The organism is Nostoc sp. UIC 10607 (genome assembly GCF_047228265.1).
GTDB lineage: Bacteria > Cyanobacteriota > Cyanobacteriia > Cyanobacteriales > Nostocaceae > Nostoc > Nostoc foliaceum_A.
In genome coordinates this window covers 1-18870 of record NZ_JBIQNW010000005.1, presented here as the reverse complement: position 1 = coordinate 18870, position 18870 = coordinate 1, and the positions used below count along the sequence as shown (strand labels likewise).

At 42.5% G+C, this 18870-nt stretch carries 12 protein-coding genes and 1 tRNA gene; 9 read left to right on the top strand and 4 right to left on the bottom strand.

Features of this window, described 5'->3' with window-relative positions:
* Nucleotides 1-136: 136 nt before the first annotated feature.
* The 3 genes from ACEYW6_RS06325 to ACEYW6_RS06315 all read right to left on the bottom strand — a co-directional run bounded on the left by ACEYW6_RS06325 (nt 137) and on the right by ACEYW6_RS06315 (nt 6758).
* Nucleotides 137-3112, bottom strand: a complete 2976-nt coding sequence (locus ACEYW6_RS06325) for a molecular chaperone (protein WP_412979051.1) — start codon at nt 3110-3112, stop codon at nt 137-139.
* Nucleotides 3113-3351: 239 nt separating this feature from the next.
* A complete protein-coding gene (locus tag ACEYW6_RS06320) occupies nt 3352-4161 on the bottom strand; it encodes an Rpn family recombination-promoting nuclease/putative transposase (RefSeq protein ID WP_412979050.1) in 810 nt (269 codons plus the stop codon).
* Nucleotides 4162-4214: 53 nt separating this feature from the next.
* Complete coding sequence (locus ACEYW6_RS06315; RefSeq protein WP_412979049.1) at nt 4215-6758, bottom strand: proteasome protein; 2544 nt, start codon at nt 6756-6758, stop codon at nt 4215-4217.
* A 1045-nt stretch (nt 6759-7803) separates the two neighbouring features.
* On the opposite strand from ACEYW6_RS06315, the gene ACEYW6_RS06310 reads away from it, so the two are divergent.
* The 3 genes from ACEYW6_RS06310 (at nt 7804) to ACEYW6_RS06300 (ending at nt 13712) form a co-directional block, all read left to right on the top strand.
* The gene (locus tag ACEYW6_RS06310) at nt 7804-11067 is read left to right on the top strand and encodes a PAS domain S-box protein (protein ID WP_412979211.1); all 3264 of its coding nucleotides are present in this window, start codon (nt 7804-7806) and stop codon (nt 11065-11067) included.
* Nucleotides 11068-11379: 312 nt separating this feature from the next.
* The gene (locus ACEYW6_RS06305) at nt 11380-12102 is read left to right on the top strand and encodes a cyclase family protein (RefSeq protein WP_412979048.1); all 723 of its coding nucleotides are present in this window, start codon (nt 11380-11382) and stop codon (nt 12100-12102) included.
* 113 nt (nt 12103-12215) lie between these two features.
* Nucleotides 12216-13712, top strand: coding sequence for an aldehyde dehydrogenase family protein (locus ACEYW6_RS06300; protein WP_412979047.1), 1497 nt, complete (start codon nt 12216-12218; stop codon nt 13710-13712).
* Nucleotides 13713-14275: 563 nt separating this feature from the next.
* Here the strand turns inward: ACEYW6_RS06300 and ACEYW6_RS06295 are convergent.
* Nucleotides 14276-14437 carry a hypothetical protein gene (locus tag ACEYW6_RS06295; protein WP_412979046.1) on the bottom strand — a complete coding sequence of 54 codons (162 nt, stop codon included), beginning with the start codon at nt 14435-14437 and terminating at the stop codon, nt 14276-14278.
* Nucleotides 14438-14523: 86 nt separating this feature from the next.
* On the opposite strand from ACEYW6_RS06295, the gene ACEYW6_RS06290 reads away from it, so the two are divergent.
* From ACEYW6_RS06290 to ACEYW6_RS06265, 6 genes are all read left to right on the top strand, one after another.
* Nucleotides 14524-14724 carry a hypothetical protein gene (locus ACEYW6_RS06290; RefSeq protein ID WP_015132106.1) on the top strand — a complete coding sequence of 67 codons (201 nt, stop codon included), beginning with the start codon at nt 14524-14526 and terminating at the stop codon, nt 14722-14724.
* Between the two features lie 457 nt (nt 14725-15181).
* Entirely contained in the window at nt 15182-15919 is a 738-nt protein-coding gene (locus ACEYW6_RS06285) for a hypothetical protein (protein WP_412979045.1), read from the top strand.
* A gap of 32 nt (nt 15920-15951) precedes the next feature.
* Nucleotides 15952-16020, top strand: a tRNA-Phe gene (locus tag ACEYW6_RS06280).
* 116 nt (nt 16021-16136) lie between these two features.
* Complete coding sequence (locus ACEYW6_RS06275) at nt 16137-16316, top strand: hypothetical protein (protein WP_412979044.1); 180 nt, start codon at nt 16137-16139, stop codon at nt 16314-16316.
* Nucleotides 16317-16539: 223 nt separating this feature from the next.
* On the top strand, nt 16540-17973 hold the full coding sequence (locus ACEYW6_RS06270) for a vWA domain-containing protein (protein WP_412979043.1): 1434 nt from the start codon (nt 16540-16542) through the stop codon (nt 17971-17973).
* Nucleotides 17974-18114: 141 nt separating this feature from the next.
* Nucleotides 18115-18816 carry a hypothetical protein gene (locus ACEYW6_RS06265; protein WP_412979042.1) on the top strand — a complete coding sequence of 234 codons (702 nt, stop codon included), beginning with the start codon at nt 18115-18117 and terminating at the stop codon, nt 18814-18816.
* The last annotated feature ends 54 nt before the right edge of the window (nt 18817-18870 follow it).

Here is an 18870-nt window from a genome sequence, read left to right as displayed (position 1 = left end):
CTGCGCCCCTACCCTACGGGAAGGCGTACCACTTCGTGGAAGCAAGCTACGCGTAGCGTCTCGTATAGAAGCGCCTATGCGTTTAAAAATCTTAATTTTTTTCAACGCAGAGGAACGCAAAGGTTTAATACAAGAGTTAATGTATACCGCAAAATGGATCGCGTTCTTTATCAACCTCATTCGGCTGCAATTCTAATTCAGCAAGATAAACGCATCCTTCTTCCTTTAAGCATTCCTGACTGTTTGATGTCCAGTAAGGTACTTCACCAGCGTGCATCCGCAGAATGCCTTGATCATCGAGAGTTACCCGATATTGGCAAGGGTAATCTGTTGTCACATCTGGTTTGCTGAGTGCGCCAATTCGTATCCATTTTTTGCTGTTAGTTTCTGCATCTGTTTGATAAACATAGAAAGTATGCTGGCCAGTTTGCGGAAATGGAGGTAAAGGATTACTAATTAACCCAATTCCTGGTTCCGTCACACCATCGCGCAGATAATGGAATTTTTGGAACAATTTACTACCATCATTTCCTACTTCAAATACAAGATGATAGGCATCTGGTTGATCAACAGTTGCAGACTCAATAACATTGACGGCAATATCACCATCATTCAAGTCTTTATTGAAACGTTCCACAGCAATATTCCAGTTCAATTTACCATCAGCAAATAGTGCTGAAGTTTCTGAAACTACCGATTCCAAATCAATGCCAGAAATATCAATTAAATAATGGGGATTTCCCTGACAAAGCAACACACTAAATTCAAGGGTTTGGTCAATCTCAAACTGGACTTTAATTTTTTTCAGAAACTCTGCTTCTTGCATTCCCAATTTATTCATGAGGTTTTTACCGTCAAAGCTACCCCATAGTCGTAAATCTCCATCCTCGTAGTCTTGACGGTAAATAATATTAGTTAATTGGATTCCTTGCCATGCAGTCCGAACCTTGGCGACAGTTTCCCAAGGTGCGAGTTGATATAGTTCTTGTCCAGCCTTGAATATAGTTAGTAAATCATTACTTTGAGTTTTGCGTTTGAAGTTGCAGGGTAAATAATAAAACAGATTTTTGACATCAATTTCTAGCTGGTTGGCTCCCTTACGCAGCAAGCTTTTGGACTCTTCTGGATCGAATCTTAATCTTCGTAGTTTTTCGGCATAGCAAGCACCAGCAGAGGTGGCTAATTTGGTAAATTCCAACACAAAGGTAATTCGTTCTGGATTCCACACAAAATATGGAGACTTACTAAATTCTTGGTAGATTTGGCGCTGCACTATGTCTAAATTACAAGTTTTTCCAGACAAAATTAACCAATCAACTTTTTGGGAATTCCAAGAATCTTTGGTGATATCATCGGGACGCAAGCGACTTTCCATCAAACCTTTAGCAATACCGATCGCTTCTTTAATTCCTGAAACGGCGGCTCGTTCAAATTGCTGGTTATCTAGGGTGACGCAGATACTATTTGGATCTTTGACTTCCAATTTAACGGCGCTTTGGGTGAGCAGTTCAGAAATTTGTTGTTCAGTAAGTGTGAAGGTTAATAGAGAATTATCTACTGGTGCTTTTTGCCCAAGTTTAAGTTTAGCAGCTTCCGCATAATCCCAAAGAATATAAAATGATTGCAGGCGTTGGGGTGCTTGTTGCCAACGGGTAGGTAATACTTTCTCGGCAGTATCTAGGGCATCTTTGTAAGCAATATCGCCTTCTGGATTCTCTTTATCTAGACATTTTAAAATACTGCCACTTTTGAATTTACCTTGTTCTAGAAAGCGTTCGTTTAACTCAGAGCTAATTAAATCTTCTAGCCTTTCACTTTCAATATCACCTGTTGTTACTGCTGTCAACAAAAAGTCTGCGATCGCAACTTTTAATAATCTAAAAATTCGCAGTGTAATTAATTCACCGCCTAACTGTAAATGACCGGATGAACCTAATAGTTTGGGAGTAAGTTTATAGTAACGTCCTCCTAAACCTCGGTCTTCATAATCAGCAAAGGTAGGGGTTTTATCTTCCAAAGTCAGTTCAATTAAAGCTAAGTCTGTGGTTCCCCCGCCAATATCCAAGACGAGAACATTTTGTGACCATTTGTTTCCTGCTTGGCGACAACGAGTTTTGAATGACTCAATCCCAATGTTGAGATTACCACCAAATTCTCGCCATAAAAAGAATATCGCCACAGAAACGGCTTCATCATAAGCAGTTTGTACATCATCGATCCCCAACTGCTCAACTAATTCCTTAACTTCCTTGCGAACAACTGGTGGGGCGACAGTGGGGTAGGTGACAACTGCTGTCAAAAAATCTCCTTCTGAAAACCTGCGCTGGGCGCGTTGGCGGTAATCTTCAGTTAACTCGATTAAATGCGCCCAAGCAGATTGAATCAGTTGGTTAGCAGTAATTATTTCTTCTTCACCATCTAAAATCACTGAAAATAACCGCTCTTGACCAAAATAGCGTTTGGGTGAATGGTGAAACCTGCTGATAATTTCCTTTAAAGAACTGCTTGTACCTTGAGCGATCGCTTTTTTTCGGTTATCTCTAGCTTCCCTACCCATTCGCAGTTTTAAGTCTCCTAAGTGCGAAATTTCCGACTCGCTGGGAATTTCCGTATCGCGGCGATCGATATCCAGTACAACTGGGATCAGATTTTGCGACTCTAGGGTAGGGACGCGGAACACCTCATGATAAATTTGGTAAAGTTTTTTGCTGACAGCACGGCGGAACCTCTCGCTGTTTCCTAAAGAAAGTTCAATTTGGCGAATTGCTTCCAAAAATCGCTCTTTATTGTCACTTTCAAATACTTCGCTCAATCGACTGGGTTCTATCTCCAGGTTTTTGCTAATTTCTCCGATAAACTTTTCCCAATCATCAGCGCTGACATCTGGTAAAGCTACTGAGGCGGGAGAACTCAGCCATTGTGATAAGCGATCGCGCAACCGCATCTCTTGTTCTTTTGGTAGAATTTCTGCGATCGGTACTTCAATGGGATCGAAGAGTGTAACTGTGGAATTCGATGTACCAAAATCTAAAGCAAACCATCCCGGAAATCTTTTTTGTTGTTTCTCGCTTGGTTCTTGATCGCTATATTTGTTGAGTTGAAAAGGGTTCATTATAGTATCACTTTCTGTTGTTTGTTTTATAGCTGGCTAAAAACTGTAATGTTTGATCATAAAATTACAAATTTAGAGAATCCTTGTGGTAAAGACTTTTAATCTTTGGTCTTGTACCACTGATTCTCTTTAGCACTAGCTTTTTTATTTGGTGCGATATTTACGTTGGGCTATGCTTTTATATGAAAGGGCGTAGGCATAGCCCAAACTAGGCATCGCTATGAAAATTACGGCAGTTATTAAGTTGATGTTGAAGATTCTTGCTCAGTTGCAAGTCTTACTTGTTCGATAGTTAAATCAAGTAACTGGGCAACCTCTTCCATCGACATCCCACGAGCTAAGAACCGAGGTACAAGTTCAAGTTTTAGTTCTTCTCGTCCTTCTTCTCGTCCCTCTTCTTTAGCTTCTTGATAAACTCTAGTTTCTTCTAACTTAACTCCTAACATTGCCTCTACCTCTTCACGACTTAAGTTTGCGAATTTATAAACTGCGATCGTTGTGATTACATCTATTATCTCCTTCTTAGCTAAAACAGTTATCTGTTCTTGCTGCACCCGCTCAATTAAACGTTTCGCTTCTTGCACCATTTGAGTCTCTGAGGCAATAGTTAACTGCATCAAACTGATACCTACTTTTTGCTCATCAGGACTACCTAACTCATCTAAATAAATCCGTTGTACTTGGGAACTGTTCAGTAACGATCTATGAATAGTAGTGTTTTCCGGTTCCAAGTTGCGAGACTGTAAAATAATTACCCCATACCAGTCATCGTAAAGCGACGGGTTGCGATACATATACAGCATGGATTCGGTGAAAAAGCGATGATACAGTAACTCATCTCTTTGGAATTGTACCTCAGCAAAAAAGATCATCTGAGATGCTGCATCAGGTGGAGGTAAAAATACCCCATCAATCCGAAATGTTGGTTCTTTAACTTCAACTGATTCAAAGCGATAGCTACTAGCTTCGGCTGGTGGCTGTTCTACTAACTCGAAAAACAATCCTGGGACACGCTTAAAAATTGCATAAAAAATCGCATCACGTCTCACAAATACATCCTCATAACCGTAGCCGATCGCAATCAGTCATTTTCTGAGTTAGCTTATCTCAAATCATCTAAGTAAGAAACAGCAGCAAGTTCTGAAATAATCTGCAACCAAGTAGGAATTTCTGTCTCAGATGGCAAGTCACCAGCTGCCAAATATCTCAGCAAAGTTTCTTTTTTTGAGAGGTTTTGCAAACTAGGAATAATTTGATCCAAAATGCCTTCTATTTCAGAATTAATTTGCTGATTCACTTCGCTAACATATTGCACAAGATGAAGGCTAGCGCTAGCGGTGATTTCATCTCGTAGCCGCAGTACTAAAAGTTGGTGGTTGCTCGATCTAGGTAAACCTTGGCTTTTTTCTGGTGCCCAGTCAAAGATTTGACCAACATTGTGTTTCTCGTCTTGACGCGCTAAGGGAAAGATGATTTCGGGCGCAACGGTTTTGTCTTTACTACTGATTTCCGAGATGATTGCTTCCTTCCATTCGTTAGGATCGCATCCTAGTAATAATTTGTAAAAGAGATCGGCATCTTCAAAACCAAATTTTTCTTCGATTTCTTGCTCCATTTCTGGATGGAAAAATGCCTGCAATTGTTCGCGTTCTGGAGCTACATAATTTGACAATTGATTCAACAAATCTACCACTGCTTGATGGATGCGATCGCGGGCAAAATCTTCTACTTCTTTAACGGTTTTCTCAAATACTGGATAAAAATCATCGCTTTTAGTCGGAAGGGAAGTATTTACACGGTTTCCTCGATCAAATAATTTCCCGGCTGCACCTTTAGATTCTGCCAGAGCGATCGCTCCATTGTTGGCTTTGTTGAAGAGTAAAGTCCACTGGTTCCAATTGAGGATTCTAAAAGTGAGTTCGTCTTTAACTACATCGCTGACGACAACACCCCGCCGATCTTTGAGTGGTTCTGTCCCTAAATCTTTTTGAAAATTCCTGTAGATTTTATCTAAGCTTTCGACGACAAAGCGCAACTCGATAAAGGCGGGACTGTCTCCTGTGGGAATGCCTTGCTCGTGAATTTCATCTATGATGTCTTTCAAGTGATCTTGTTGCTGACTCACCACATCAGCCGCTCTGCGAGTATCTTCATATAGTTGCTTCAAACCATGAGTCGCTACGTGGTTTTGAATCAATTCCCGCAGTTTACTAAGTCCCCCATCTTGACCAAAGTAACCTAGCTGTTTGCCTAAATTACTGCGGGGATCGGTCTCTAACAGCCGTTCACTTAATAGCTCCCATTTATCTTGTAGGCGTTTAGACCGATCTAGGTAATCAGGATAGTCCAAGTTAGCCAAAAAATCTGGTGAGCCTGCTTTGACTGTACTAGAACGTTTTGCTAATTCAGCCAGTCCCAACAGTGGCGACAGTAAAACGATCCGGTCTTTTTGGGTTGTAAATGCCTCTGCACCATCAATGGTAGTTTGCAGAACTTTGAGTTTTTGGAAAACGGTTTCTTCTTTTAAATGTGGACTATCTTCAATCAGGTGGTCAAGTTCTCTTTCGCCACCTTCACTGTCTAGGGGGAGTTGATCGAAGCGACCCACACCTACGAGAATTAAATCTTTTAGGTCTTGTCCTGGTCGCTGCTGCTGCATCATGGTAAAGATTTTATTGGCGCGATCGCTCCCTGGAGATTTACCATTTAGCAGTACCAAAATTGTCTGTACTTCTGCCAATTCTCGCAGCGACAAAAAGGTATCCCTAGCCCCCGAATTAGCAGCCCCCAATCCCGGAAAGTCGATGAGAATAAATTTGGCTGCGCCTGCAAAATCCCAAATTTCCCGTGATATTTTCACATCGATATCTACGCGGCGGATCAGTGGGAAACTGTTTTGTAATAACTTTGTTGGTAGCCTCTGGGGTGGACTCGGTAATCGGATGTGCGCTGGCGGTAAATCCTCAAATTTCATAGTTTGGATTGCCATTGGCTGTTCGACCAGCTGTAGCCCTTCGCGGGCGGTGGTAGCATCAATCTGGTAGCGCCCACCACACATAACTTCCCCATAGGCTTGATAAGCCCGCAGGAATAATACCAACTCTCGGAGTAAATAACGTAGCTCTAAATTGTTACTGCTATTCCATGCTTCTTCACACCAGCCAATAATATCTTTGCCAGAGTTGAGTTTCGATACTGGTATCGGAGGAAGTCCGGCTGCTGCTGTCCGTTTATTGGCTTCCCCTAGCATGAAGCGTAGACACTCATGGACTCCTTCATGAGAAAGATAATCTACAGTAAAATTACTTAATTGTGTAGTTGCAAATTCGTCTTGCGGTATGATATGTATGGCGGTAACATTACCTGTAGTGGGATTCTCACTGACTGGCAAAGCATCTGCATATCCAATTAGACTGCCTAAAAGTAAAGTTTTCCCACTACTGAATTCCCCCATCACCCCAATTTTCACAGGTGAAGTTGCAAGGTCTACAGTTTTCTGGGCAGCTGACCGCAGACGCAAAAGACAGTCGTCAAGACTAGCTGGAACCCAATCTTCTTGTTTTGAAGGGTGCTGGGGCACAGAATCTATCTTTCGGAGGATGAATTCGCCGTACTCCTTAAAACGGCCCAGTTTATCTGGTTCCATAAAGTAGTTTCCGCCTAACATTAATTTCTGTGAGCTTTATAACATATAAAACGCGATCGCCAGCCATTGTTGCAACGTGTTGATATTACATTTAGCATTTCTCTCATTTAATTTGCGATTTTGGTATGAGGCGTTTTGAACGGTTAAGACAATTTTGAAAAATCTGGTTTGGCGGGGAAAATTGCAGAAGAATTCAGAAGTCAGAATGGGCTAAACACCCCGCTACCGCTAACAGGAGCAAGAATCAATATAGTAGAGTTTTATACCACAGATGCTCTGGAGACTGCTTAGTACAAATGTTGGTATTAAACCATTTGAGACCCATTATTTTAAGAGGATGTCCGAAAAGTATTAGGTGAATATAATTCGCTACTATACAAGCAAAGTCTGCCTACGCGGAAAACATGAAAAATTAAAAATTTCGAACCCACGGAGGTGGGTTTTGTCTGTATAGCCAAGCCAATGCGTTGGGCGGGTAATGTCCGACTTGTAATCCTTCGGGGAAGCAAGCTACGCGTAGCGTCTCCGAACAGGAGAAGCAACTGGCGTGCGACTTATAGTTGCCAGGACTCTAATTCATGCTGAATTCTTCTTGATAAAAAATCAATATTTATTTGATATGAAATTCTTGATTATTGTGAATTTATTATAAAGATGTAAGTGCTTTACAGGGAATCATATAGTTTCCGTAAAGCTAAATCAGGTTTTTGAGCAATGCAATTACATAGCTAAGATGAATTTCTAAGCGAATTTAAGAAGAAACAAAGTCAAACAACTTCCCAGAGATATGGAGAGTTTAAATTCCACCAAAAATGCTGAAGTTAATCTTAATGATAACTTCAGCATTTTTTCAATTTATTTACAGTAAAACCGGAAGTTTTATACATATAAAAATAAATAAAGTATTAAGATCAATAGCAAGTTGACATGAAATTATATACATTTATTAACAAATTTTATTTTCAGACTATTCCCTTAATAAATTAGGCAGAGCAGGCAGGCAAAAGTGTTTTCTAAAAAGGTGCAGAGCTACATTAACCAAATCATGGTCGAAGAGGAAGAAATACAACAGGATGAAAAAGTATTTTGTCAGCAGGCGGATACTGCTCCTCTGATGATTTGGATGGCTGGATGCAATGCACTTTACTGTTACTTAAATTCAAATTGGCTGGAATTTACTGGAACATATCTAACAACAGGCGCGTCTGCATCTGTGCTAGGAGAGGAGATAAACAATATCTGGACTTGCAGCGTCCATCCAGAAGATAGGCAGCGATGTGAAAATATATACCTGAGAGCATTCGTGGCACATGAATCATTCCAGAGGCAATATCGTCTGCGTCGGGCTGATGGAAAATATCGCTGGATTTTAGATACAGCAGCGCCAAGATTCTCGGCAGATGGTAACTTTGTTGGTTACATCGGTTATTGTGTGGATATAACAGAAGTTCGACCTCCCCTGAGAGAAAGCTGCTTGAAATCGACAAATTCCTCTTATTGTCTGCATGAAATTACAGAACAAAAACAGGCAGCAGAATTAGCAAAAGCACTAAAGCAAGTACAAGCTGAAACTACAAAACGCCAAGCAGTTGAAGCACAGTTACACCACAAAACATCAGAATTTGCAGCCATTTTGCAACTGCTACCTGATTTATACTTACGTATTAATATTGATGGGAATATTCTGGATTACAAGCCAGGAAAGATGGATAACCCGTATATTCTACCAGGAGATTGTCAGGGCAAGAGTTTGCGAGAATGCCTACCGACTGCTATAAGCGATCGCTTCCAGCAAGCAATAACTCAAGTACTTGAAACTCAATATGAAGTCAGTTTTGAATATACCTTACCCCTGCCAGAAGGGAAGAATAATTTTGAAGCTAGGTTATTACCATTACCAGAACAGCAAATCATAGTTCTTGTCAGTGACACCAGCGACAAAGTACAAGCAGCATTCATAGAAAGCGATGCCAAGTTTCGCAGCATTGTCGAAAACGCCAATAACATTATTTTTGCGCTGACACTTGAAGGGATATTTTCTTACGTTTCTCCTAACTGGACTGAAATTTTTGGGCATGAGATTGCGGAGGTTGTAGGCAAATCCTTTATTCCCTTTGTACATCCCGATGATGTGCATATCTGTGCAGATTATTTTCAAAGAATTTTGACGACAAGCGATAAACAAGACGCAATTGAATATCGAGTCAAACACAAAAATGGTAGTTGGCGATGGCATACAAGCAACTCATCTGCTATTAGAGACGGCAATGGTAATGTTTTAAACTTCGTTGGTATTTGCTATGACACCACTGACCGCAAACAAGCAGAGGAAGCTTTAGCAGAACGAGCGCGTTTGGCACATTTTCGTGCCGATGTAGACGCGGCCCTTACCCAGAGTGACACCTTAGAAAACATGATGCGCCGCTGCACTGACGCTTTAGTTGAACATCTTGATGCAGCCTTTGCTCGCATCTGGACGCTGAACAAAAAAGACAACGTATTGGAGTTGCAAGTAAGTTCTGGGATGTACACCCACATTAATGGGCCCCATAAACGTGTGCCAGTTGGTCAATTCAAAATTGGTTTAATTGCCGAAGAGGGCAAACCCCACCTAACTAACTCTGTGCAGAAAGATCCCCGCGTGGGTAACAAAGAGTGGGCACAGCAAGAGGGTATGGTCGCCTTCGCTGGCTATCCTCTGATTGTTGAAGATGAAACTGTAGGGGTGATAGCCATGTTTACCCGCCAAACAGTGACAGAATCAACTTTCACAGCACTGGAATTTGCCGCCCAGGAAATTGCCATTGGTATCAAGCGCAAACAAACAGAAGTTGCACTCAGAGAAAGCGCCCAACGGGAAGCCCTACTCAATCGTCTTTCTAACCAGATTCGAGCTTCTTTGGATCTCAATTACATTGTGGAAACCGCAGTCCAGGAGATCCGTAACTTATTCCAAATCGATCGCTGCGCCTTTTTTTGGTATCGGCAAGACGCTGAGGTTCCCTACTGGGATAAAGTATATGAGGCGAAAAGTTCCTTTTTACCCTGTCTCCTTAACCACCAAGAAGCAATTAATGCAGAAATCGAACTAATCGCAGCCAAAACCTTGAATAGAGAAATCATCCGCATTAATGATGTAGAGACTGTAGGCGATTCCATAGGACAGTTGTTTTTGCAGGATTTCGGTTTCACTGCCTTTATGTCGCTACCCGTACACACCCAATCTGGCGAAATAGGCACATTTAGCTGTGGTTCTTGTAGTGGCTTCCGTCCTTGGTTGGACAACGAAGTAGAATTACTACAAGCAGTTACAGTTCAACTAGCGATCGCCATTGACCAAGCCAAACTTTATACCCAAAGCCGTATCGCCGCCCAAACTGCCCAAGACAAAGCCCAACAGCTAGAAGCAGCATTGCTAGAACTGCAACAAACTCAAGCGCAACTGATTCAAACTGAAAAAATGTCCAGTTTGGGACAATTGGTTGCAGGTATTGCCCATGAAATCAATAATCCCGTCAATTTTATTTACGGCAATATTAGCCATGCCCGTGAATATACCAAGGATTTGCTGCACTTGGTAGACCTTTATCAACAGAGTTACTGTCCACCAACACCAGAGATTCACCAACAAATCTACGCCATTGATTTAGACTTTCTCAAGCAAGATTTGCCCAAAATCCTGGATTCTATGAACATGGGAGCCGAACGCATTCGGCAGATTGTTTTATCTTTACGCAATTTCTCTCGCCTTGATGAAGACGGCACAAAGGCAGTAGATATTCATGAAGGTATTGATAGCACCTTGCTGCTCTTGCAAAATCGCCTGAAAGCCAAATCAGGACATTCCGAAATCCAAGTAATCCGAGACTACGGCAACCTACCACCAGTAGTGTGTCACGCTGGACAGATGAATCAGGTGTTTATGAATCTGTTGACAAATGCGATCGATGCAATTGAAGAGTCATTTGTCATTAGTCATTTTTCATTAGTAAACAACACTGAACAAAGGACAAATGACCAAGGACAAATGACTTTTCCACAAATTCGCATTCGCACCCTTATCCAAGAAGACCGTGTAATAATTAGCATTGCCGACAATGGCCCAGGTATGACAGAGGAAGTACGCAAACGCCTATTTGACCCCTTCTTTACTACGAAACCCGTTGGTAAAGGCACGGGCATGGGTTTATCAATTAGCTACCAAATTGTTGTCAAAAAACACGGGGGGCAAATCCAATGTATTTCAGTACCAGGAGAAGGTGCCGAGTTTGTGATTATGATTCCACTACACGAGCAACCTTCAACGTAGACATCACACAACCTTAATCTAAGCTTAATCAAAGGTTAACCTATTGGTTGTTAACTAAAGATTAATTCACTTTTTGCTGCAACATTTGAATTCCCCCCAACAACCTGAAATTTAAGGGAAGTGGGGGGATTATTTCTCTTATCATAGGGAATTAGGAGTAGGAATGTTGCAGTTCAATTGATTGAAAAACGTTGTAATGGTATTACTATGCTTGCGTAGGCGTAGCCCAACCTAGGCGATGTCTACCACGGGTGTAGCTGCGGCACCTTTGAAAAAAATCTCTGAGTACAAATAATCAAATAGAAGGCTGGGATGATACAACCCCAAAGTCAAAATAGTATCACCTACACACGCGTTATCCACCTAAGTCATGTAATTGACATAGATATTCCCCAATGGTCTGGCGACCCTCCAGTAGAATTTGAAACTGTGGCTGAACTAAATAATGATGGCTATTACCTGCGGCGTTTCTCCTTGGGGGAACATAGCGCTACCCATATCAACGCCCCTAACAGCTTTCATAGCTATAGTATGGGAATTGACCAATACCCCGCCCAATCTCTGGTTGTACCTGCGGTAGTCATAGATATTCGCCAAGCCACAGCTGTTAATTCTGATTATGCGCTGACGATCGCTGATGTTGTGGCTTGGGAAGACCAATACGGTGAGATTTCTCCTGGTTGCGTAGTTATACTGAATACTGGTTGGCAAAAAAAGTGGTTTGATAAAAGTGCGTTCCTAAATCAGGATTCTCAAGGAATTGCGCACTTTCCAGGTTTTGGCAGCGATGCAACTCAGTTTTTACTGAATGAACGGCAAATTGCTGGGGTAGGAATTGATACTCATGGTGTAGACCCCGGACAGGATAACAGTTTTGCTACTAATCGCCTAGTATTGGAAAAACCGCGTATTGTTTTAGAAAATCTCACCAATTTGGATCAGTTGCCACCTAAAGGTACTACTCTAGCGATCGCACCTCTAAGATTACGTGGTGGTTCTGGTTCTCCTGTGGGTGTATTGGCTTTAGTGCCTTAATTTTTATATCGATATTTGCTTCTCACGCCAATTTCCTAAACTTGAGGATAACCTAGAAAGCAAGCAAACTTAATACACAACTTCCAGTGGATCATCAGCCGGAGATTTTCAAGATGACAACTCCGCTATCTTGCCGCAATTATATAGACGGTCAATGGTTGAGTGCTGTAGGGGAAGCAACTTTAGAAAGCCGCAACCCTGCTGACAAAACCGAAGTCGTAGCCACATTCCCCCGTTCCCAGGTTAATGATGTAGATACAGCAGTAGCCGCCGCCCGCAAAGCCTACCACAGTTGGCGCACAGTCCCGGCCCCAGCTAGGGCAGAATACATCTTTCGCGTCGGGGAAATATTACTCCAGCATAAAGAAGAACTCGCCCAGTTAATCAGTCGGGAAATGGGTAAACCCCTGACAGAAGCCAGAGGAGATGTGCAAGAAGGTATTGATTGCGCCTTTTACACTGCTGGCGAAGGACGGCGACTATTCGGGCAAACCACACCGTCGGAAATGTCCAATAAATTCGCCATGACTGTGCGAATGCCCATAGGAGTTTGTGCCTTAATCACTCCCTGGAATTTCCCAGTGGCAATTCCTTGCTGGAAAGCTATGCCAGCCTTGGTGTGTGGCAATACAGTTATTCTCAAACCTGCCGAAGATACCTCCGCCTGTGCGACTAAATTGATTGAAATTTTCCAACAAGCAGGTTTACCACCAGGAGTAATTAACTTGGTGCATGGTGTGGGAGAGGAGGCGGGGAAAGCTTTAGTTGAGCATCCTAATATAGATTTGGTATCGTTTACTGGTTCTTCAGAAACAGGTGCCTTTGTCGGCGCTACTTGCGGACGCACTCACAAGCGTGTCTGTTTGGAAATGGGTGGTAAAAATGCTCAAGTGGTGATGGAAGATGCCGATTTAGAACTTGCTCTCGATGGTGCAGTGTGGGGAGCATTTGGGACAACCGGTCAACGGTGTACGGCTACTAGTCGTTTGATTTTACATCGTGATATCAAAGAAAAATTTACCGCCATGCTTTATGAGCGTACCAGCAAATTACGCTTGGGTGCTGGCACTGAACCCAATACAGATATTGGGCCGATTGTCAATGAAAAACAACTCCAACAGGTGAGCAAGTATTTGGATATCGCGCGTGAGGAAGGAGCAAAGGTTTTAATTGGTGGAGAAATTGCCAATGAAGGCTCACTGAAAAACGGTTACTTCTTTCAACCAACTATTTTGGATGATGTAACTCCTGATATGCGAGTTGCCCGTGAAGAGATATTTGGGCCAGTAGTAGCATTGATTGAGGTTAGCTCCTTTGAGGAAGCGATCGCAATTCTCAACGATAGCAATTACGGTCTTTCTTCTTCAGTTTACACCCGCGATATCAACCGGGCTTTTACTGCCATGCGCGACATCGAAGCAGGTATCACCTATATTAACGGCCCCACTATCGGCGCAGAGGTACACTTGCCATTTGGTGGTGTAAAACAAACCGGTAACGGACACCGCGAAGCTGGAACTACTGCTTTGGATGTTTTCACAGAATGGAAAAGTGTTTATGTTGACTTCTCTGGAAGTTTGCAACGCGCTCAGATAGATAACCGTAGTTAATTTCCCAATACAGCGATTTTCAGTTGAGTATAAAAAAGACCTAACCCCCAGCCCTTCCCTTGTAGGGAAGGGGAGTAAGCGTTTTAGAAGAGAGAATCTAAATAAGCTGTTAAGCATTTAAGTTGCACATCAACTGGTGAGGTTGTCCTTTGTCAATTGTCCCAAGTCCAATTGGTAAACACAAATGACTAATGACTAATGACGGTCTACACGGAAAATAGTGCAATATGTAGGCGCGTTAGCTTAACACGCATTGGAATGCGAAATTTGTAGTATCCCCTTGACATTATGTAGAGCTTGTATTACATTTGTAGCATGAAAAGAAAAGCCTCCTCAAAGGCAAAACTAAAAGCTCTCAGAAGCTTGACAATTGCATAGATGCCACTGTTTGGGGCCGTGATTGGGGTTCGACTGCTCCGAAACCAACAAACGGACGGTTGCAGGATTCGGGTACCCTTTGCTACGCAACGCTAGCGCGAACGGGAAGGCAAAGCCTACGATTTCCGACGGCTCCACTAGACTTGACTGCGGTTGAAGTTGTGTAGAGGCTTGGGTCTGTAGCTCTAACGGTAGAGATCCCGGATATCACTTGTGCCCTGACAGAAAAAGCTTACATACTTGCTCAATGGTAGAGCGATCGTCTCTAAAACGATAAGTGTAGGTTCAATTCCTGCGGTGTTACCACAGCTTTTTCGACTTGCATGAGGTGTGAGTGTAACTCTCACAGGGAGGGTATCGGTTCAATCCCGATCAGATCCACTAATACGAATTCGTAATTCGTAATTCGTAATTAAAACAAGAGGTGATTGCAATGGTTCATATTCGATTTGAAGGACGTTCTGTTGATGTCCCAAAAACTCAATTGGGAATTGCAGCAGGGATGAATGATGTAGCGGTGAAGGAGCGCGTTGCTCGGCATTTAGATGTGAATAGCGATCGCCTCTCGGCCTATGTAATTGATCGCCGTCCTAGTGGTGATTTGATCATCCGCCCTGAAGCGGTCTATGGTTAGATAGGAGTTAGGAGTTAGGAGTTAGGAGTTTTGAATAAATTAGTTTCTTTGACTCATCACTTTTAATTATTTACCCTGAACTTATAACTTAGCACTTTCCAAGCAGAAGGTAAGAAAGTTTAAAACATAAACCTAAACCTTTACTTCATTTCTACTAAATGTATAGTTTTATTCCGCTCCCTAACTTGTGAAGCCTACACACACTATCCGGCAACGGATCGCAGGTACCCTGGGGGAACGCTATGCGAACGATTCCTGTCGCTCCCTTTTATGGGAGCGGAGCCAAATTGGTATAGGCAATTGTGAAAACTGCTTTACTAACTTGTGCGGAATTTCAATTATTTAAATCGTATTTATCTATAACCTTTACTCAATACAGAGGTGAGTTCAATGATGTTAGCTAACTCATGTTTAATAACAACTCAATTAGTACAACTGCATTTAAACAACGTGAGATATGAGCGAACATCGTTTGAGCGAGATTGTGATTGAGCGTCCTCGCGGTGGGAGGAGAATTAGCCTCAAAAAGGTGACTGGCTTTAAGAAGCAATTATACAAAATCACCCAGGATGCAATTCAGGATGGATTGTTGAATCCCTACCTGATTAAACCAATAAATAAATCTAAGTATCTTTCAGATCATCTCGGCCCATTGCGTCGGTTTTTGCGATCGCAAGTCGGACAGCCTTGGAATGACGTTTACAGCCAACTGTGTCAACGATTAGATCCCAGCACAATGGCAGGACAGCATGTTATCGATCATGTCTGGGACTACGTTGAACGGCATGTGGAAATAATTGATGGTGGTTTTTATAGCAAGCCTTATCAAGGGTATCGAAATCAGCTAGATACAAGCTATCGCGATCGCTTCTATATTCATCCTGAAACTGGAATTCTTTGTGCAGCCGAGAAAATACCTCGAAAGCAGAAGCAAAAGCAGGAACAAAAGCAAGAACAAACTGATATTGTCATCATTGATAATTATCATCAATACCAGAAGCTAAACGAGATTTGGTATTTAATTACCTTTGAAGATTTTCCACCGCCACCAACTCATTATGTGACGGATGTTGTCAAAGGGATAATTCATCGTTCTGCTGCAATGTATAGAGGTCGAATGATTTACGCTATTAGGAAACAGCAGTGTAACAAGAAAGAAATTCGATTTATTTTAAATCAACTTTCTAAAACCTAAAATTTTCACTTCGTGCCCTAACTGAAAAAGCTTACATACTAGCCGAATGGTAAGGCACTTGACTGAAGCTCAAGCAACTACGGGTTCAAATCCCGTGTGTGAATCAACAGCTTTTTCGACTTGCACGAGGTGATCTTATTTCATTTGAATATGATGGAGGTGAGAACGATGAAAAAGATTAATTCTTTCAACATCGAGCCTGAAGATTTCGACGAATTTGACGATTTCTGCTTTTGAACCATCGAGCAAACGTCGTCGTGGCTACCCATCTGAAAAAGCTGTTAAACGTGGCAATCGCCTTGTTCATGGCAACAAGGAACTACAAGAAAAGCTTGGTAGCAATGACCTTTGTCTTTGTGGTTCTGGTCGCTACTTTCAAAAAGTGCTGTCGCAATAGCGGCAGATATGATGGCAGCTTACGCAGCTACTACTTTTAGGGAGTAGTGCCAACGATTTCGATACTTTATATCAAAATTGGCAGTTGTTGCCGCGCCCCGATCGCAGAAGCTTACATAACTCTGCATAAGTTATATCCAATGCTTCCACAACTTGCGCGGTGACTTTATCACCTCGCGTGCAACATCTGCCTCCTCATCCATCACAACTAGAGGAGGTTCATAATGAACACCGCAGAACGTGACCTGCGTTTGGAAATGCTCAACAGTTTGCTCACAACTCCTCACCGCAAGCTTGAGCAAGTCGCAGAAATTCATCAGTTAATTGTTGAACTCGATCCCATCTTCTACGGACACCTGGCAGTCTGGTATCAGCGTCATGGTGATGTCCGCGACCACAAGGAGGTGTTTGTTGCTCACTTGCTAACTAGCAATTTGACTGAACACCGAGATGCTGGATTTATGATGCTGCAAGAGTTTCCACCCTATCAGGTGGCTCGTGTGGTGGACTTCATGAAGCAACAGCAGAATAAACTGCCTCGTTCGGCTCGGACTGCGGTACGGCGTTATCTAAAGGTACGGGAAAGCAATCCGGCTCTGTTTGATCGCGCTGCACTCAGAGGTCGTAAGGCAATGAAGCACTTGTATGCTTCGCTGCACATCAAGCCAAATGAACGGGCAAATGCGATTCTGTTCCGCGATACTCCTCCAGAAGGTTCCTTAGCAAATGTGCTGAAGCAGGTTGCTAAGGCAGAAAGTGCCGCAGAACAGGCACGGCTGATTGTGGAGTTCAACATTCCCTACACGATCGCAATTGGTGCAATCAAGCAACTTACACCAGTTGTGTTGGTGGCGTTAATCAACAGCATGTCTCCTCAAGAAGCGATCAACAACCTCAAGTCTCTCCAGACTAGAGGTGCAATGGATCACCCAGAAGTTAAGAAGCTAATTGATTCCAAACTAGAAGTAGCGTCTAAGAGTACGCGTGTCTCAGCATTCAAAGCACAGATTGCCACAGACGCAGGAGATTTTGACGCAGACACCGTTGCCCAACTGGAAAAGGTGACAAACGAACAGGTGAAACGGCGTGGTGCGATCGCTCGTCCAACTGCTTTATTGGTAGACAAGTCTGGTTCAATGGAGAATGCGATCGCGACGGGTTTGCAACTCGCTGCCCTAATTTCTGGTATCACTAAGGCAGAACTGTTTGTCTACGCCTTTGACACCATTCCTTACGCTGTTACGGCAAAGGGCAAGGAGTTGACCGACTGGGAGCGTGCCTTCCAGCACATCAAGGCAGGCGGTAGCACTAGCATCGGCTGTGCATTGGAAGCAATGCGGAAGAAGAAGCAGGTGGTTGACCAGATTATCTTAGTGACGGATGAGGGCGAAAATGCGGCTCCTTACTTCGGTGAAGTCTACAAGAACTACTGCCGGGAGTTGGCGATAATGCCCAATGTGGTGATTGTCCGTGTGGGTACTCATTACAACTGGGTGGAGACTCAACTGAAGCAGCAGCAAGCACCTGTTGATACGTTCACTTTCGCCGGCGATTACTACAGTTTACCGAATATCGTCCCACTCTTGACGCGCCCCTCTCGTCTGGATTTGCTGATGGAGATTTTGGATATGCCGTTGCCTGTGCGATCAGATAAGTGAGGCTATAATGTGGCATTGCTAATCAGTGAGGCTGATTGGCAATGCAACGCTCTACTATTACAGGATGGTGAAAATAAACCTATTCTCTGTAAGGTATCAAAAGTCAGGTTGTCACAAATTTATTATTTAAGTGTATTTTATATGAATGAAGAAGCAATAATACCCCAATCTGGAATAATTTCATCTGAGATAACCAGTAAAATAGCAACAGAGGAGCTTCAATTACTTCAAAAAGAGCTTTTAAATGTTAGGGAAGAAATGTTAGACAATCCTTACGTCTTAGAGGCTTTACGTGTTTTGCAAGTTAGAGGATATAGGAGTGCTATTGGTTCTTACTGGAATGCAGTAGTAGATGACTTGCGTAACAAGATTATTCATAGAAGCCTTGATCTTTTTAATAAAGAAGTAAAACCTCGAAAGGAAATAAAAGCATACGAGGACTTTCAAGATTATGTTCTAGATCATGAACTCATTGAAGGAGCCTATAAAATAGGTGTTATTGGCTGGGAAGCAAAGAAGCTACTTCAACAGGCTCGTGAAACTCGAAATCTCTTTGATGGTCATCCCAAAAGTACTGACCCATCCCTAATCAAAGTGCTGAATTTAATTAGTGATTGTAACAAGTACGTGCTTTCTCAAGAATATCCAACTCCCATTGTTGATATTGATGCCTATTTAATCAAATTAGAAAGTTCAACTTATAATCGCAATGAAATTTCCGCAGAACAAGCTCTAGGAGACCTTCCTTCAGTCTACAAGACGGAATTGATGAATAAATTATACACAGCATATACAGAAGACAGCAGTTCTACAACATTAAGGCATCAAGTAAAAATAACTTGAACAATTAGGGAGAAATTTTGGGTTTGATAATATAGTTCCACTCACCATGAAAAG

What these genes read in the sequence shown, in the direction of transcription:
- ACEYW6_RS06315 (WP_412979049.1), bottom strand. Translation starts at nt 6,758, where the DNA reads ATGGAACCAGATAAACTGGGCCGTTTTAAGGAGTACGGCGAATTCATC.
- ACEYW6_RS06305 (WP_412979048.1), top strand. Translation starts at nt 11,380, where the DNA reads ATGATACAACCCCAAAGTCAAAATAGTATCACCTACACACGCGTTATC.
- ACEYW6_RS06310 (WP_412979211.1), top strand. Translation starts at nt 7,804, where the DNA reads ATGGTCGAAGAGGAAGAAATACAACAGGATGAAAAAGTATTTTGTCAG.
- ACEYW6_RS06325 (WP_412979051.1), bottom strand. Translation starts at nt 3,112, where the DNA reads ATGAACCCTTTTCAACTCAACAAATATAGCGATCAAGAACCAAGCGAG.
- ACEYW6_RS06300 (WP_412979047.1), top strand. Translation starts at nt 12,216, where the DNA reads ATGACAACTCCGCTATCTTGCCGCAATTATATAGACGGTCAATGGTTG.
- ACEYW6_RS06265 (WP_412979042.1), top strand. Translation starts at nt 18,115, where the DNA reads ATGAATGAAGAAGCAATAATACCCCAATCTGGAATAATTTCATCTGAG.
- ACEYW6_RS06270 (WP_412979043.1), top strand. Translation starts at nt 16,540, where the DNA reads ATGAACACCGCAGAACGTGACCTGCGTTTGGAAATGCTCAACAGTTTG.
- ACEYW6_RS06290 (WP_015132106.1), top strand. Translation starts at nt 14,524, where the DNA reads ATGGTTCATATTCGATTTGAAGGACGTTCTGTTGATGTCCCAAAAACT.
- ACEYW6_RS06285 (WP_412979045.1), top strand. Translation starts at nt 15,182, where the DNA reads ATGAGCGAACATCGTTTGAGCGAGATTGTGATTGAGCGTCCTCGCGGT.